The organism is Microbacterium natoriense (genome assembly GCF_030816295.1).
Lineage (GTDB): Bacteria > Actinomycetota > Actinomycetes > Actinomycetales > Microbacteriaceae > Microbacterium > Microbacterium natoriense_A.
This window is the reverse complement of record NZ_JAUSXV010000001.1, coordinates 3,509,280-3,523,855: the sequence shown is the minus strand read 5'-3', so window position 1 is coordinate 3,523,855 and position 14,576 is coordinate 3,509,280. Positions and strand designations below refer to the sequence as shown.

Annotated in this window: 15 protein-coding genes and 1 tRNA gene; 9 read left to right on the top strand and 7 right to left on the bottom strand. The window is 68.7% G+C overall.

All coding sequences use genetic code 11. The annotated features are described in order from the left end of the window. Nucleotides 1-2: 2 nt before the first annotated feature. Both QFZ53_RS16690 and QFZ53_RS16685 read right to left on the bottom strand, forming a co-directional pair. Nucleotides 3-1,703 (bottom strand): helicase-associated domain-containing protein, encoded by a 1,701-nt coding sequence (locus tag QFZ53_RS16690; protein WP_307298308.1) that lies wholly within the window; start codon nucleotides 1,701-1,703, stop codon nucleotides 3-5. 10 nt (nucleotides 1,704-1,713) lie between these two features. Beyond that, nucleotides 1,714-1,983: a multidrug ABC transporter ATPase gene (locus QFZ53_RS16685; protein ID WP_292906399.1), complete on the bottom strand. Its 270-nt coding sequence runs from the start codon at nucleotides 1,981-1,983 to the stop codon at nucleotides 1,714-1,716. Between the two features lie 96 nt (nucleotides 1,984-2,079). On the opposite strand from QFZ53_RS16685, the gene QFZ53_RS16680 reads away from it, so the two are divergent. Continuing rightward, entirely contained in the window at nucleotides 2,080-2,460 is a 381-nt protein-coding gene (locus QFZ53_RS16680) for a cold-shock protein (RefSeq protein ID WP_292906397.1), read from the top strand. After that, entirely contained in the window at nucleotides 2,444-3,145 is a 702-nt protein-coding gene (locus tag QFZ53_RS16675; protein ID WP_307298305.1) for a DUF3027 domain-containing protein, read from the top strand. The genes QFZ53_RS16680 and QFZ53_RS16675 overlap by 17 nt, the downstream gene beginning before the upstream one ends. A gap of 177 nt (nucleotides 3,146-3,322) precedes the next feature. On the opposite strand, the gene serC is transcribed toward QFZ53_RS16675, so the two are convergent. After that, on the bottom strand, nucleotides 3,323-4,435 hold the full coding sequence (serC, locus tag QFZ53_RS16670; RefSeq protein WP_307298304.1) for a phosphoserine transaminase: 1,113 nt from the start codon (nucleotides 4,433-4,435) through the stop codon (nucleotides 3,323-3,325). Nucleotides 4,436-4,534: 99 nt separating this feature from the next. Between serC and QFZ53_RS16665 the strand changes: the two genes are divergently transcribed. From QFZ53_RS16665 to QFZ53_RS16655, 3 genes are all read left to right on the top strand, one after another. After that, nucleotides 4,535-5,236: a metal-dependent transcriptional regulator gene (locus QFZ53_RS16665; protein WP_292906391.1), complete on the top strand. Its 702-nt coding sequence runs from the start codon at nucleotides 4,535-4,537 to the stop codon at nucleotides 5,234-5,236. Between the two features lie 203 nt (nucleotides 5,237-5,439). Continuing rightward, nucleotides 5,440-6,303, top strand: a complete 864-nt coding sequence (locus QFZ53_RS16660; protein ID WP_307298302.1) for a M23 family metallopeptidase — start codon at nucleotides 5,440-5,442, stop codon at nucleotides 6,301-6,303. A gap of 322 nt (nucleotides 6,304-6,625) precedes the next feature. Next, the gene (locus QFZ53_RS16655) at nucleotides 6,626-7,123 is read left to right on the top strand and encodes an HNH endonuclease (RefSeq protein ID WP_307298300.1); all 498 of its coding nucleotides are present in this window, start codon (nucleotides 6,626-6,628) and stop codon (nucleotides 7,121-7,123) included. 9 nt (nucleotides 7,124-7,132) lie between these two features. Here QFZ53_RS16655 and QFZ53_RS16650 read toward each other — a convergent pair whose 3' ends face one another. After that, on the bottom strand, nucleotides 7,133-7,627 hold the full coding sequence (locus QFZ53_RS16650; RefSeq protein ID WP_307298297.1) for a hypothetical protein: 495 nt from the start codon (nucleotides 7,625-7,627) through the stop codon (nucleotides 7,133-7,135). A 125-nt stretch (nucleotides 7,628-7,752) separates the two neighbouring features. Here QFZ53_RS16650 and QFZ53_RS16645 point away from each other — a divergent pair. Beyond that, nucleotides 7,753-7,826 (top strand) — tRNA-Arg (locus tag QFZ53_RS16645). A 250-nt stretch (nucleotides 7,827-8,076) separates the two neighbouring features. On the opposite strand, the gene QFZ53_RS16640 is transcribed toward QFZ53_RS16645, so the two are convergent. Next, nucleotides 8,077-9,843, bottom strand: coding sequence for a 2-isopropylmalate synthase (locus tag QFZ53_RS16640; RefSeq protein ID WP_307298295.1), 1,767 nt, complete (start codon nucleotides 9,841-9,843; stop codon nucleotides 8,077-8,079). A 53-nt stretch (nucleotides 9,844-9,896) separates the two neighbouring features. Here QFZ53_RS16640 and QFZ53_RS16635 point away from each other — a divergent pair, with 53 nt between their 5' ends. Both QFZ53_RS16635 and QFZ53_RS16630 read left to right on the top strand, forming a co-directional pair. Further along, nucleotides 9,897-10,565: a FadR/GntR family transcriptional regulator gene (locus tag QFZ53_RS16635; RefSeq protein ID WP_307298293.1), complete on the top strand. Its 669-nt coding sequence runs from the start codon at nucleotides 9,897-9,899 to the stop codon at nucleotides 10,563-10,565. After that, nucleotides 10,562-11,359, top strand: coding sequence for an ABC transporter ATP-binding protein (locus tag QFZ53_RS16630; protein ID WP_307298292.1), 798 nt, complete (start codon nucleotides 10,562-10,564; stop codon nucleotides 11,357-11,359). The genes QFZ53_RS16635 and QFZ53_RS16630 overlap by 4 nt, the downstream gene beginning before the upstream one ends. A 2-nt stretch (nucleotides 11,360-11,361) precedes the next feature. Here the strand turns inward: QFZ53_RS16630 and QFZ53_RS16625 are convergent, their stop codons facing one another. After that, entirely contained in the window at nucleotides 11,362-13,539 is a 2,178-nt protein-coding gene (locus QFZ53_RS16625; protein WP_307298290.1) for an MMPL family transporter, read from the bottom strand. A gap of 81 nt (nucleotides 13,540-13,620) precedes the next feature. On the opposite strand from QFZ53_RS16625, the gene QFZ53_RS16620 reads away from it, so the two are divergent. Further along, nucleotides 13,621-14,211: a MarR family winged helix-turn-helix transcriptional regulator gene (locus QFZ53_RS16620; protein WP_307298288.1), complete on the top strand. Its 591-nt coding sequence runs from the start codon at nucleotides 13,621-13,623 to the stop codon at nucleotides 14,209-14,211. A gap of 1 nt (nucleotide 14,212) precedes the next feature. Here the strand turns inward: QFZ53_RS16620 and QFZ53_RS16615 are convergent, their stop codons facing one another. Then, nucleotides 14,213-14,560 carry a histone-like nucleoid-structuring protein Lsr2 gene (locus QFZ53_RS16615; protein ID WP_292906375.1) on the bottom strand — a complete coding sequence of 116 codons (348 nt, stop codon included), beginning with the start codon at nucleotides 14,558-14,560 and terminating at the stop codon, nucleotides 14,213-14,215. Nucleotides 14,561-14,576: the final 16 nt, after the last annotated feature.

The window sequence follows — 14,576 nt, the reverse complement described above, 5'->3', positions numbered from 1 at the left end:
GTTTACTGCGCGACGATGGTGGCGGATCGGATGCTGGACACGGGAAGCGTCCGCTCCACGTCGGCGGCCCGGTCCCTGCCGCGCAGACGTCCTCCGCCGAGTCCTGTGGCCTCCATGATCAGCTCTCTGGTCGATCCGTCCGGCATCCCGACGACGACCTTGAGCACGGCGTGCGCTCGTACGGCCGCATCGAGTTCTCTGTCGAGCCATGCGGCATCCGCGTCTGGGCCCTGATGCGCTCGCAGGGCTCCGATCAGCGCCGAGTAGTCGGGGAACGGTGTGGCCGAGGGGGCCAGCGGATGCCGGTCGCTTGCGATGGCTTGTCCGTTCTCGTCGACCAGCGTCGCCGGGTAGCGTGCATCGGTGAGCGCCCAGTAGACCGTGTCGCGCCCCACGCGCGAGGTGATCGACCCGACGTGCTTCGTGAGCCCCAGGGGCCTTAGCGCCTGATCGACGGCGATCGCCTCGATGAGGTTCTGATCGACGCTGTCGATGCGCGTCCGGCCCGTCTCCAGATCCGTCGACACCCGTACCAGTCCGTGACGTTGCGCGGTCTGGGTGACCAGATAGTGCAACGGCTGAGGGATGCCTGTCAGAGTGATCCCGCTGAGGAAGTCGAGGATCGATTTCTCCGTCTCGCCGGCGACGACGCCGCGGGCGATCGACTCGCCGGTGAACCGGTAGGACGAAGCCTGAGCTGCGGATTCGCGATCGGCGATCGTGCGCAGTCGCACGTCGAGAGCGGGGGCGAGGGGTCCGGGGGAGATCGCCGTGAGGTCGTTCTGGAGGAAGATCCGGTCGACCTCCGCAGGCAGAAGCGCGGTGAGCTCGCGGGCGTCGGGCTCGGCCCCTGCTCGCATCGGCGCCGACCAGGCGGGCTCCGATCCGTCGTCCGCGATGACGGCGAGCAGCCGGGCGCGTTCGCGCAACGCGGCGCTGCGCTCGGGCCAGGCCGGGTCCCAGGGATAGGCCGAGGGCCACGCGGATGGTGCAGTCCAGCCGCCGGAGGGCGAGCGGATGCCGCGCGGCATCGAGTCGTGGAAGCCTCCGACGAGCGCGCTCCAGCGTTCCGCCACCGAGAAACGCAGCCACTGCTCTGCGGCGGCGGTCGTGCCCATGCGCTTTCCGTCGGCGGCGGCGAGGCCTGCGTCGACCGCCAGTTGGACGAGGGAGTCGACGGACTCCGCCGGGATGCCGTTCTCGGCCAGCTGCTTCTTCTCTCCGGCGCTCACGGTGCCCCCGGAGAGAAGTGTCAACGGCTTGTCTCGCGCATGCAGCAGCAGATCGGCGACGGCAGCCACCGTGGTGAGGGCGCGCTCGGCGGCGTGCGCCGCGGCATCCTCCGTCGAGGCGCGGGGGATGCTGTCCTGCGGTCGTTGCGGAACCGGGCGGTCGCGCACTGCGGCCGCCACAGGCGGAAAGGGCGCTCCGTCGGTCTGCAGCAGACCGAGCGCGATGAGCGCGGTTCGCTGCCGTCCGGCATCAGCTCCGGAGGCGGCTGCGAAGAGCGCCGAGGCCTCTGCGGATGTGAGCGTCGGCAGTACGCGGTTCAGGGCCGAGGGCTCCAGAAGCGCTTCTGCGGCGTCGAAGAAGTCCTGCCAGCCGACGTCCGGGCGAATCCCGCGGGCTCGGAGGAGGGCGATCAGCTCGTCATCGCTCGCCGCGGCCAGCCATTCGGCCAGCGGTCGGGCGTGCGTGCTCATGTGTGATTCCTCAGGATCGCGATGCCGCGCGACCCTTCCGTACGAAGCTCATGATGAGCAGCGTGACGATCAGCACGAAGGCGAGCGGAGGACCCCAGTACAGGATGCTCGCGATGAACGGCCAGGCGCCTTCCGCGAAGGCTGCTTCGTCCATGCCGTTCGCGGTGCCGATCATGATCGAGACGAATCCGAGGATCGAGGCGGCGATGAGGCCGAGCGCAGTGAACGCGAGGATGCGGTCCACCCTGCGGATCTCGGGCTCTGAAGTCGGCGTGCTCATCCTTCTCAGCCTAGTGCGTCGGCGACCGCTAGGCTTGAGGAGGGTGCTCCGTTCGAGCGCGCCATATCTCCACACCGACTCAGCGAGGTTTCTCCCATGCCCACCGGCAAGGTCAGGTTCTACGACGAAGACAAGGGTTTCGGCTTCATCGCCACCGATGACGGTCAGGACGTCTTCCTGCACGCATCAGCCATGCCTGCGGGTACGGCGGTGAAGGCGGGCGCTCGCGTGGAGTTCGGTGTGGCAGACGGCAAGCGGGGCCTGCAGGCGCTGTCGGTGCGCGTCCTCGAGGCACCGCCGAGTCTCGCCAAGGCGAAGCGCAAGCCGGCCGACGACATGGCGATCATCGTCGAGGATCTCGTGAAGCTGCTCGACGGAATGGGCGCAGATCTGCGCCGCGGCCGGTACCCCTCCTCCAGCCACAGCCGCAAGATCGCGGCCGTCCTGCGCAAGGTCGCCGATGACCTCGACGCCTGACGCCGACCAGCGTCTCCTCGATGCTCATGATCTCGCGCTGAACGCGCTGCGTGAGATCACGCCGGCCTCGTCCATCGGCCCTGCCGCGGGCTACCTGCTCGAAGACGACGGCTCGGTGTCGCTGCGCTTCGCGAACCGCCTGCCCGGGTACCCCGGCTGGTACTGGACCGTCACGGTCGCCCGCGTCGACGACGAGGAGCCGACCGTTCTCGAGGTCGAGCTGCTCCCGGGTGACGGGGCGCTGCTGGCGCCCGAGTGGGTGCCATGGGCCGAGCGGCTCGCCGAATACCGCGCCCATCAGGTGGAGCTTGCCGAGCAGGCCGCAGCTGCCGCCGCCGACGAGCTCGACGATCTCGTCGCGGCTGAGGCGGAGGGTCTCGACGACGATGATCTCGACGACGACGACGACGACGATGATGACATCGACGACGACCTGCTCGACGGTGACGAGCCGCGCGCTCTGCACGCGGGTGATCTCGACGGCGTGGACATCGATGAGCTCGACGATTCGGCCGTAATGGACGATGACGATGACGAGTCGGATGACGATGAAGGCTTCGACGACGACGAGTCGGACGATGACGAGTCTGATGACGACGATTCCGACGATGACGAGTCTGAGGACGACGATTCCGACGATGACGAGTCGGACGCTGCCGCGAGGGACTCCGACGACGAGGAGTGACCTCCCGTCAGCCACCTGACAGCAGGCGCGCCCCGCCCGCGGGTGCGGGAGGGACGCGCCTCGGAGCACCCGCTCTCCGGATGCGGGATCCGGTGCGTGAATCAGCTGCGCTGATCGTTCGGCACGCGAAGAAGCGCCGACAGCGTGCCGTGGGGAGCCCTGCGGCACGCTCGCGTGTCAGGCGCCGGTGTTCCCCAGGACGTAGTCGAGGGAGCGGGTGAGCTGACGCACGTCGTCAGGTTCGATGGAGACGAACGTCGCCACCCGCAGCTGATTGCGGCCGAGCTTTCGGTACGGTTCGGTGTCGACGATGCCGTTGGCGCGCAGAGTCTTCGCGACAGCAGCGGCATCCACGGTCTCATCGAAGTCGATCGTGACTACCACGGGGGAGCGGTGCGCCGCATCTGCGACGAACGGCGTCGCGACCGGGCTGGCCTCCGCCCAGTCGTACAGCACACCGGAGGACTCGGCGGTGCGGGCGGCGGCCCACTCGAGCCCGCCGCCTGCGAGGATCCAACGGAGCTGGCTGTCGAGCAGGTGCAGCGTCGTGAGCGCCGGAGTGTTCAGCGTCTGGTTCAGCCGGGAGTTGTCGACCGCGTTCTTCAGACTGAGGAACTCGGGGATGTAGCGGTCGGATGCCGCGATACGCTCGATCCGCTCGATCGCCGCGGGGGACACGGCGGCGAACCACAGGCCGCCGTCGGATCCGAGGTTCTTCTGCGGTGCGAAGTAGTAGACGTCAGCCTGCGCGGCATCGAAGTCGATGCCGCCCGCCGCGCTCGTGGCGTCGATGACGGTGAGCGCACCTGCCGCCGCGATGCGCTCGATCGGGGCGGACACGCCGGTTGAGGTCTCGTTGTGCGGCCATGCGTACACGTCGACGCCGTCGACGATCTCGGCCGCGACGCGCGATCCGGGCTCGGCTTTGCGGACGTCGGGGGCCTGCAGCCAGGGTGCTGCAGCGGCGGACGCGAACTTGCCGCCGAACTCGCCGAAGACGAGGTTCTGGCTGCGCTTCTCGATGAGGCCGAAGGCCGCAGCATCCCAGAACGCCGTGGAGCCGCCATTGCCCGTGATGATCTCGTAGCCGTCGGGAAGGCGGAAGAGGGCCGCGAGCTGCTCGCGAACGCTCCCGACCAGGTTCTTCACCGGCGCCTGGCGGTGCGAGGTGCCGAGAACGCTCGCCCCCGCGGCGAGGAGCGCATCGAGCTGCTCCGGCCGCACCTTCGAGGGGCCGCATCCGAAGCGGCCGTCTGCGGGCAGGAGGTCACGGGGAATCTCGATCGCCATGGGTCGATTCTAGGGTGCGCGGCCGGCGGGGTTTCGCCGCGTGACGCGCCGATGTCCCTGCAGGAATGTAGGCTTGCCTAAGAAGACCCGGAGGGCCAGATGACCGACTTGATCGACACCACGGAGATGTACCTCCGCACCATCCTCGAACTCGAGGAGGAGAACATCGTGCCGCTGCGGGCGCGCATCTCCGAGCGTCTCGGGCACTCGGGTCCGACGGTGTCCCAGACCGTGGGCCGCATGGAGCGCGACGGACTCGTCGTCGTGTCCGAAGACCGCACGCTGGAGCTCACCGACGCAGGGCGGCGCAAGGCCGTCGACGTGATGCGCAAGCATCGTCTCGCCGAGCGCCTGCTCTCCGACGTGATCGGGCTCGACTGGGCATACGTCCACGAAGAGGCCTGTCGCTGGGAGCACGTGATGAGCGAGCAGGTCGAGCGGCGGCTGGTGGAACTCCTCGGTCATCCGACCGAGTCGCCCTATGGCAACCCCATCCCCGGTCTCGACCAGCTCGGGGACCTGCCCGCACGCACGTTCGACGAGGGCGTCATCGGTCTCGTGCAGAAGCTGACTGCGGCGGGCGAACCCATCGAGGGCACTGTGCGCCGTCTCGCCGAGCCTGCGCAGGTCGATCCGGAACTGCTCGAGCAGCTGCGCGATGCGGGCGTCATGCCCGGAGCGAAGGGCGACTACCGCTTCAACGAGGGGTACGTCCTCATCCAGATGGAAGGCAAGGAAGAAGGGCTCGAGCTTCCCGTCGAACTGGCCTCGCACATCTTCCTCGTCGGAGAACCCGCCTGACCTTCGACCCCTCCGCGAACCTGCTCCCCGGCGATTAACAGCTTTGCAGGGTGACACGATCGTTATCTTCCGGTAACCTCGGACAGGTCGCCAGCGAAGAAGCCCGCTGGCGGTTACCCGCGATGGTCGCCTTTCAGGCTCGTCGTCTTCGCGGTGAAAACGCACAAAGTACCCCGAGCTACATTCGTGCCACGAGAAGCAGAGTGCCGACGAGCCAGCGCTACCCGAGCGTGCAGGCCCTGGAGGACATGATTTTGGCCGCAGACATCGAATCGCCCGCGAACACAACCGAAGACCGCGCAGTCGCCCGTCGTACGGGCGCTCGCACACCGGCCCGAAGCGTCATGAAGCCGCTCCGTTCCGTCGCGATCTTCGGCGCAGTGGGCGCTCTCGTCGCCGCCATCGCCCTTCCCGCGTACGCCCAGTCGAAGCCGGCCGAAGAGGCGACGACCCTTCAGCAGCTCGCCGCCGTCGACGCCCAGTCCCTCATCGTGGCGTCCGAGGCGACGGCCGCCCCCCTCGTGCACGGGGCCTTCACGGCCACGACGCCTGAAGAGATCGAGAAGAAGAAGGCGGAAGAGGCCGCCGCAGCGCGCGCGGCTGCCGCGGCGTCCACCGCGTCCGCGTCCACTGGTTTCGACATCAGCAAATACGCCCTGGTGTCGCCCGGCTCCGGCGAGGTGCGCTACCCGCTGCCGCAGGGATCGTACAACGTGAGCCGCACCCTCGGCAGCGGTCACAACGGCGCCGACATGGTGTGCCCCGCTCTCACCCCGATCTACGCCGCCGCCGCCGGTGTGGTCCGCGTCTCCTCCGAGAGCTATTACGGATACGGTGTGGGCGTCGTGATCGACAGCGTGGTGGGTGGACAGCGCGTCTCGACCACCTACGGCCACATGACCTATGGCACGCGTCAGGTCGAGGTCGGCCAGACCGTCGAGGCGGGCCAGCTCATCGGGCTCGTCGGCAGCACGGGCCACTCGACCGCTAACCACCTCCACTTCGAGGTCAAGATCAACGGCACGCTGGTCGAGCCGATCGGCTGGCTCGCCGCCAACGCCGGCTGATCCCTGGCATCCGTCGCGGACACGCCTCAGAGCGTTCACCCGGAGTTTCGCCCAGTCCACAGGGGAATGGGTTAGCCTGTTCCCGTTGTCGCACTGACGGGAGAGGCTGATGGAACAGATACCGAGCATCCGCACCATGGATGCCCTCGGTCGTCACGTCCTTCAGCATCGGCCGCAGGGACGCCACGGTGCTGCCGTGCGTGCAAGGCGCTGTCTCTAAGACGGCGCCTTTTTTCGTCCCTGCGATCGCTCTGCCGATTGCGCGGCCTCGTGTGAGTCGAGAGTGCCGGGAAGCCGTCCCGGCGGATCGAGAGGATGACGAATGCGCACACTGGTCCTGAACGCCGGATACGAACCGCTTGCGATCGTGTCTTTCAAGAGAGCCTTGGTCCTGGTCATGAACGACAAGGCCACGGTGATCGAGCGGGTCGATGACGATCCTGTCTGGGGGAGTCACGGCGTCTATGACAGGCCGGCGGTGATCATCCTCTCGCGGTACGTCCGCGTGCCGCTCAGCAGGCGGGTGCCGGTCACTCGACGCGGGGTGCTGCGTCGCGACAACCACCGGTGCGGCTACTGCGGCAAGGCGGCGTCGACGATCGATCACGTTCTGCCGCGGTCGCGCGGAGGAGCCGATTCCTGGGAGAACCTCGTCGCCTGCTGTCTGCGCTGCAACAACGTCAAGAGCAACCGCACTCCCCAGGAGATGCACTGGGAGTTGCGGTTCACGCCGCGTCCCCCGCACGGGACGTCGTGGACGGTGCGGGGGAGCGAGCGCAGCGATCCCCGGTGGGAGCCGTATCTCGCTCTCGCGGCGTGATCCGGTCGCTCAGCGCAGCGCGATGTCGAGGACCAGCTTCAGGACGATGCCGAGTGCACCGAGGACGATGCCGCCGATGGCCATGCCCGTGTAAGCGCCGTTGAACCCGCTGCCCGAGTTCTTCGCCGCAGTGTTCATGCGGATCGCCGTCACGCCCGTGCCGATGCCGACGATGCCGGCGATGTACGGCAGCAGGAAGATCGAGACGGCCCCGGCCACGAGCGAGATGATGCTCGAGGCCTTGGCCGAGTTCTTGGCTGCGGGTGGCGCGGACTGCGGGCCGGCGCCAGGGGCGCCGGGGTAGGCCGCTCCGGGATGCTGCGGTGGCTGGGCGGCGGGATACGAAGGCGTTTGCGCTGCCGGGTACTGCGGCGGCTGAGCCGCCGGCGGCTGGTACGCGGGCGGGGGCCCTTCCTGAGGCGCCGCTGCCGGTGGCACGACGGGCTCGCCGGCGGGCGGCGGAGCGTAGGGGTTGTGGTCTTCTGGCCTCGACGGATCTGTCATCGTCGTCCTCCTGGTCGTCGTCGAACGGCGGATGCCGCCGACGAACCCGAAGATACCGGATGCCGCCGCCGCAGCAGCCGCCGCCGCCGCGGAACGTCGCCGGGATTCCTCTAAGCTTGTTGCAGGCCCTCGTAGCTCAGCAGGATAGAGCAGCCCTCTCCTAAAGGGCAGGTCGCAGGTTCGAATCCTGTCGAGGGCACGACGTCCGAAAGGGGTCGCCGGAGGCGGCCCCTTTCGGACGTCTAGTCTCCCTCGACAGAGGGGCCCCGTCGGCCGGAGGCTCGACGCGCCGCCCTCCCTCTCCACGTTCCCCGCCTACAGAACCCGCGGCGCGTCGAGTGGCCGATGGGGACGCGAGGGCACGACATCCGCGCCCTCCACCGGACCCAGCCCCCAGCGGGGCACGACGTCTCCCCTCCGACGCCGCCCCCGCCAGACCCCGGCTCCCCTCACGCCACCCCGACTCCCGCGACATGAGCCCCCGCCCGCATCACGGCCGCGAAGCTCGCCTCTAGCACCGATCGCGCACGGCCCGCGGCCCACCCGACCGCCGCCGCGCTGCGGTACTCCACCAGAGTGAGCGCGTCGCTTCCGGCACCGGAGCCGACGCTCGTCTGATGCAGGGAGAGCACCTCGAGGGCGATTCCGGCGGCTGCGAGAGCGGACACGAGGCTCTCGACGGGGCCGAGGTCGTCGGTCCGATGCGAGTGCTCGGCGTCGTCCACGCGCACGGTGACCTCCGTCTGCTCGTCGTCGATGCGGTAGTGCACGAGCTCCGGCCCTCGTGCCCCGAGCAGGTAGCTGCTCTCGAACAGCGCCCACAGCTCTGCGGCCGACAGCTCATCGCCGACGGCATCCGCGTGTTCCTGCACCCGGCGCGCGAAGTCGATCTGCAACCGCCGGGGCAGCTCGACCCCGTACTCCGTCTCGAGCAGATAGGCGATGCCGCCCTTGCCCGATTGCGAGTTCACGCGGATGACCGCCTCGTAGCCGCGGCCGAGGTCGGCGGGATCGATCGGCAGGTACGGAACCCGCCAGGCCAGGTCGCGTTCATCTGCGCCCTCGGCGGTCGCACGCGCCCGGTGCTCCGCGAACCCCTTGCGGATCGCGTCCTGGTGGGTGCCGCTGAAGGCCGTGTGCACGAGATCGCCGACGTACGGATGCCGCGGATGCACCTCGATGCCGTTGCAGTACTCGACGGTCCGCCGGATCTCGTCGATGTCGGAGAAGTCGATCTTGGGATCGACGCCCTGGGCGTGCAGGTTGAGCGCGAGAGTCGCGATGTCGACGTTGCCTGTGCGCTCGCCGTTGCCGAAGATGCAGCCCTCGACGCGCTGCGCTCCTGCCAGCACGGCCAACTCGGCGCACGCGATGCCCGTGCCGCGGTCGTTGTGCGGATGCACCGAGAGGATCACGCCGTCGCGTCGGGCGAGGTTGCGGTGCATGTACTCGATCTGGTCGGCGTAGACGTTGGGCGTGGCGATCTCGACGGTGGCGGGGAGGTTCAGGATGACGGGTCGTTCGGGTGTCGCATCCCACAGCGCGGTCATGGCGTCGCACAGGTCGAGGACGTAGTCGGGCTCCGTGAGGTTGAACACCTCGGGCGAGAACTCGAATCGCACGTTCGGCCGGTCTCCGGCGAGTGCGAGCACGTCTTCTCCCGCCGCGAGGATCAGCTGCCTCAGCTCGTCTCTCGAGCGGCCGAGCACGACATCGCGCCACGTCGGCGCTGTCGCGGTGTAGACGTGGATGACCACGGGATTGCGGATGCCGTCGATCGAGGCGACCGTGCGTTCGATCAGATCGCGCCGCGCCGCGGTGAACACGACGATCGTGACGTCGTCGGGAGCGATGTCGCTCTCGGCGACGAGCCGGACGAAGTCGAAGTCGGTCTGCGATGCGGAGGGATATCCGACCTCGATCTCCTTGTACCCCATGGCGACCATGAGTTCGAAGAAGCGCCTCTTCCTGGCGGGATCCATGGGTTCGGCGAGAGCCTGGTTGCCGTCGCGGAGATCCACGGGCACCCACAGCGGCGCCTGGGTGAGCCGGCGTGTCGGCCAGATCCGGTCTGTCAGCGGAAGCGGGACCCGGTCGTGGGCGGAGAGGTAGCGGTGCGAGGGCATCTGGGAGCCGCGCTGGCGGTTCCAGCTCGGGGCGTCGGAGGGCACGGGGCCGCTTGGCGTCGACAGGGTAGGGAAGGGGCGGGAGCTCATGGGTGAAGACGGTATCAACTCCTCAGACAAGTTGACAAGTTATACTCGAGGACATGCCACAGATCCACCGCACTCCGCTCGCCGATCAGGCCGCCGATCTGCTTCTCGGTCGCATTCGCGCCGGCGAATGGCAGCTCGGCCAGAAGCTGCCGGGAGAGACGACCCTCGCTCCGCAGCTCGGAGTCGGCCGGTCGACGGTGCGCGAGGCGATCCGGCAGCTCGCCGGCCGTGGGGTGCTCGCCAGTCGCCAGGGCGCCGGTGTCTTCGTGACTGCTCTCGATGCGCCCGAGGACTGGGACGCGGTGCTCCGCCGCGCCGACATCGTCAGCGTGATCGAGGCCCGGATCGCGATCGAGTCCGAGGCGGCCGCTCTCGCCGCGACCCGCCGCACCGCCGCCGACGTCCGAGCGATCCGTCGTACGCTGGAGCACCGCGCCGCCGCCGTCGCCTCGATCGAGGAGCACGTCGACGCCGACACCGCGTTCCATCGGGCGATCATCGCGGCAGCGCACAATCCGATCCTGCTCGACCTCTTCGATGGCCTGACGCCTCGGTTGAGGCAGACCATGATCGAGATGCTCCGGATCCGCGTGGACTTCGGGGGCGCGGAGGACCATCGCCGGCACGTGCGGCTTGCCGACACGGTGATCGCGCGCGACGCGGATGCTGCGCGAGCGGAGAGCCGTGACCATCTGCTCGAGCTCAAGGACGCACTGGCATGAGCGACGACGTGCTGCGGCTCGACGGTGTCTCGTTCCGTCGAAACGGCAGAGAGATCCTCCACGGCATCGATCTGCAGGTCGGGGCGGGAGAGCACTGGGCGCTTCTCGGCCCGAACGGCGCAGGCAAGAGCACCATCCTTGGCTTCTGCGGCGCGCAGAGTCATCCCACCTCCGGCACGGTCGACGTGCTGGGCAGGAGACTGGGGCGCGTCGACCTCCAGGAGCTGCGCCGGCACATCGGGCATGTGAACCCCCGGCATCCGATCCGCTCCGATCTCACAGCCTTCGACGTCGTCCTCACCGGGTTCACCGGCACGATCGAGCGGATGATGCGCTGGGAGCCGACGGATCCCCAGCGCCGTCGTGCCGCGGAGCTCGTGGCTCTGGTCGGCCTCGGCGACCGCGGCGATGCGCACTGGCCCACCATGTCGCAGGGCGAGCGCGGTCGCTCGCTCATCGCGCGTGCGCTCGCCGCCTCTCCGGCCCTCCTCCTGCTCGACGAGCCCACGACCGGCCTGGACGTCGCCGCGCGCGAGCAGCTGCTCGAGACGATCGACGACCTCTCCCGGAGCGAACCAGAGGTCGCCTCGGTGCTCGTGACGCATCACCTCGAAGAGCTCCCCGAGAGCACGACCCACGCGATGGTGATCTCAGACGGACGCGTGCTCGCTGCGGGCGCCGTCGCGGACGTCGTGACCTCGGAGACCATCAGCGCGGCGTTCCGGCATCCGATCGACGTCGCGCACGACGGCGGACGCTGGAGCGCGCGAGCACGCCGGAGGCTCGCCGTCTGAGTTCACTCGTCGCCCGAGCGCCACAGCCTCGACGGCCACCAGATGCACCGGCCGATGTCATGGGCGAGTGCCGGCACGAGGAGCGAGCGGACGACGAAGGTGTCGAGCAGCACGCCGAATGCCACGATGAACGCGAGCTGCACCAGGAACAGGATCGGGATCACCGACAACGCCGCGAAGGTCGCCGCCAGGACGAGACCGGCCGAGGTGATCACGCCGCCCGTGATCGAGAGGCCGCGCAGGATGCCGTCGCGGGTGCCGTGCCGCTGCGACTCCTCGCGGACCCTCGTCATCAGGAAGATGTTGTAGTCGATCCCGAGTGCCACGAGGAACACGAATCCATAGAGCGGTACCGCGGGGTCCGCGCCGGGGAAGCGGAAGACGCCGTCGAAGACGAGTGCCGAGACCCCGAGCGCGGTGCCGAACGACAGCACCGTGGTGAGGATGAGCAGGACCGGCGCGAGCAGTGAGCGCAGCAGCAGCATCAGGATCACCATGATCACGCCCAGGATCACCGGGATGATCAGGTTGCGGTCGTGGATCGAGGCGTCGTTCGTGTCGATCGAGGTCGCCGTCACGCCGCCGACGAGGGCGCCGAGCGGGTCGAGTTCGGATCGGAGCTCGCGGACGGCGGATGCCGCGGCATCCGAATCGGCGGCGTCGGTCAGCGTCGCCTGCAGCAGGATGTCTCCGCGGACGACGGTGGGCTCCGGCAAGGGCGCGCCCGGTGCGCCTGCGGCGACGATGCCGGCCGCGCTGACCGGCGCCGAGCCGCCCCGTGAATCGGCGGCCACGACAGTCGCTCCGTCCACATGGTCGGAGGCGAGCAGGACGTCGGCGGCATCCTGAAGACGGGCCTCGTCGATGACGACGTACACCGGGCTGCCCGAGCCGCCCGGAAAATGCTCCCCGAGGGCGGATTGGCCGTCGCGCGCCTCGGATGAACCGAGGACGAGGTCCGATTGGGGCACACCCGTGGCGCTCAGCTGGGTGAGGCCCGCGGCGCCGATCAAGAGCAGGGCGGTCGTGCCTATCCAGATCGCGCGAGGACGCCGAGCGATCAGGCCGGAGAGCCGGGCCCAGATCCCCGTGGCGGCCCTGCCGTCCTCCGCCGCGACGGCATCGGGGTCGAAAGCAGGTCGACGTGGCCAGAACACGGCACGGCCGAACAGCATCAGCAGTGCGGGGAGCAGCGTGAGGGCAGCGAGCATGGCGAACAGGATGCCGATCGCGGCGACGGGGCCGAGGGTGCTGTTCGACTTGAGGTCGCTCAGCAGCAGGCAGAGAAGGCCGGCGATCACGGTGCCGCCGGACGCGACGATGGGCTCGAGTGCGCCCTTCCAAGCGGCAGCGAGGGCCGCGCCCTTGTCCTGTGTCGAGCGCAGCTCTTCGCGGAAGCGCGAGACGAGCAGCAGCGCGTAGTCGGTCGCAGCCCCGATCACGAGGATGAACAGGATGCCCTGAGTCTGGCCGCTGAGCAGCAGGATCCCTGCCTTCGCGAGCCACCAGACGGCGAGGAGAGCGACGCAGAGCGCGAACAGGCTCGTCGAGAGCACGACCACCGGCAGCAGCAGCGAGCGATAGACGAGTACCAGGATCACGAGCACCGCGAGCAGCGCGACGCCGAGCAGGAGACCGTCGATGCCGGCGAAGCCGGCGACGAGATCTGCGGAGAACCCCGCGGGGCCTGTGATGTACACGGCGACGCCGTCGGGGGCGGCGGAGCGGAGGTGGGCGGCCAGCGCCTCCACGGTGCCTGCGAGATCCGCATCGCTGCGGATCGGGATGAACGCCTGGGCCGCCTGGGAGTCGTCGCTCACGATCGCGGGAGAGACGTCGTCGTCGACCCCCTCGACCTTCGTGGCACTCGCCACCGCTTCGCTCAGCGCCTTCGTGTCGGCCTCGGACAGCTTCTCGTCGGTGACGAAGACGGCGACCGCCGGTATCGAGTCGCTGTCTGTGAACTCACCCAGGAGCTTCTGCACCTGCGTCGCATCTGCGGACTCGGGCAGGTAGGCGGTGCGGTCGTTCGACGAGACCTCGTCGACCTTTCCGAACAGCGGTCCGCCGAGGCCGGCTCCTGCCAACCAGACCAGGATCAGCGCAGCCGGAAGGAGAGCCCGCGTCCACGAGCGCCGTCGCGACGTGCGGTCTCGCCTGGTTCCGGTGGACTGGATCATACGAATCTCCCGCCGTATCGATTAGCTAGCCTGGCAAGTAAAGAACCTAGCATGAAACCAATCGAGGTCTATCATCGACTCATGCACTCCGATGAACCTCGCGACCGAGTCGCCTCGATGGGGGCGGCGGTCTACGACGTCGACGCGAGCGACCCGCGCGGCGAGCTGGTCGACCGGTCGGACATGCGTCCGGACGATGTCGCGCAGGTGAGTGCGCTCATGCGCGCGCTCGGCAGGCTGCGAGACGCCGAGGACAAGCTCTCGGAGGCGTCTCTGCGCTACATGCAGCTGAACAGGACGGACATGCGCGCCCTGCATTTCCTGATCGTGTGCGAGAACCAGGGAACCGTCGCAACCCCGGGCGCGATCGCCGCGCATCTGGGCATCTCGACGGCGTCCACCACGAAGCTCCTCGATCGGCTGGCTCGCGGCGCCCATATCGTCCGGTCAGCGCATCCCTCGGATCGACGGGCGCTCGCGATCACGATCACGCCCGAGTCGCGCCGCGCGGCCATGGAGACGGTGGGGCGCCAGCATGCCAAGCGGTTCCATGCAGCGGCGCGTCTCTCTCCGGAGGAGCGCGACGTCGTCATCCGCTTCCTCGATGACATGGCGGGCGAGATCGCGCTCACCGACGAACCCTGGGCGGGGGCCGGCGAGCGCGACCGTTGAGTCAGTGCGCCGCGTTGTAGGCGTCGACGACGGGAGCGGGGATGCGCCCGCGCTCCGAGAGCGTGTATCCGTTGTCGTTCGCCCAGGCGCGGATCGCCGCCACCTCGGGATTGCGCGCCGCCCGCTTGCGCGGTGCCGCAGTGCGGGCGACGGAAGGGGTGGACCCCGCTCGTCGTCCGGCGGAGATGTAGGGCTCGAATGCGGCACGCAATTCTGCAGCGTGCTCGTCATTCAGATCGATCTCGTATGAAGCGCCGTTCAGCGAGAATCGAACGGTCTCGCCTTCACCCGCTTCGAGAACGCTGCCATCGATGTCGTCGACCAACTGGTGCACAATTCTTCTTGCCATGAATCCGACATTAGTC

What these genes read in the sequence shown, in the direction of transcription:
- QFZ53_RS16690 (WP_307298308.1), bottom strand. Translation starts at nt 1,703, where the DNA reads ATGAGCACGCACGCCCGACCGCTGGCCGAATGGCTGGCCGCGGCGAGC.
- QFZ53_RS16655 (WP_307298300.1), top strand. Translation starts at nt 6,626, where the DNA reads ATGCGCACACTGGTCCTGAACGCCGGATACGAACCGCTTGCGATCGTG.
- QFZ53_RS16665 (WP_292906391.1), top strand. Translation starts at nt 4,535, where the DNA reads ATGACCGACTTGATCGACACCACGGAGATGTACCTCCGCACCATCCTC.
- QFZ53_RS16625 (WP_307298290.1), bottom strand. Translation starts at nt 13,539, where the DNA reads ATGATCCAGTCCACCGGAACCAGGCGAGACCGCACGTCGCGACGGCGC.
- QFZ53_RS16620 (WP_307298288.1), top strand. Translation starts at nt 13,621, where the DNA reads ATGCACTCCGATGAACCTCGCGACCGAGTCGCCTCGATGGGGGCGGCG.
- QFZ53_RS16675 (WP_307298305.1), top strand. Translation starts at nt 2,444, where the DNA reads ATGACCTCGACGCCTGACGCCGACCAGCGTCTCCTCGATGCTCATGAT.
- QFZ53_RS16615 (WP_292906375.1), bottom strand. Translation starts at nt 14,560, where the DNA reads ATGGCAAGAAGAATTGTGCACCAGTTGGTCGACGACATCGATGGCAGC.
- QFZ53_RS16640 (WP_307298295.1), bottom strand. Translation starts at nt 9,843, where the DNA reads ATGAGCTCCCGCCCCTTCCCTACCCTGTCGACGCCAAGCGGCCCCGTG.
- QFZ53_RS16635 (WP_307298293.1), top strand. Translation starts at nt 9,897, where the DNA reads ATGCCACAGATCCACCGCACTCCGCTCGCCGATCAGGCCGCCGATCTG.
- QFZ53_RS16680 (WP_292906397.1), top strand. Translation starts at nt 2,080, where the DNA reads ATGCCCACCGGCAAGGTCAGGTTCTACGACGAAGACAAGGGTTTCGGC.
- QFZ53_RS16630 (WP_307298292.1), top strand. Translation starts at nt 10,562, where the DNA reads ATGAGCGACGACGTGCTGCGGCTCGACGGTGTCTCGTTCCGTCGAAAC.
- QFZ53_RS16685 (WP_292906399.1), bottom strand. Translation starts at nt 1,983, where the DNA reads ATGAGCACGCCGACTTCAGAGCCCGAGATCCGCAGGGTGGACCGCATC.
- serC (WP_307298304.1), bottom strand. Translation starts at nt 4,435, where the DNA reads ATGGCGATCGAGATTCCCCGTGACCTCCTGCCCGCAGACGGCCGCTTC.
- QFZ53_RS16650 (WP_307298297.1), bottom strand. Translation starts at nt 7,627, where the DNA reads ATGACAGATCCGTCGAGGCCAGAAGACCACAACCCCTACGCTCCGCCG.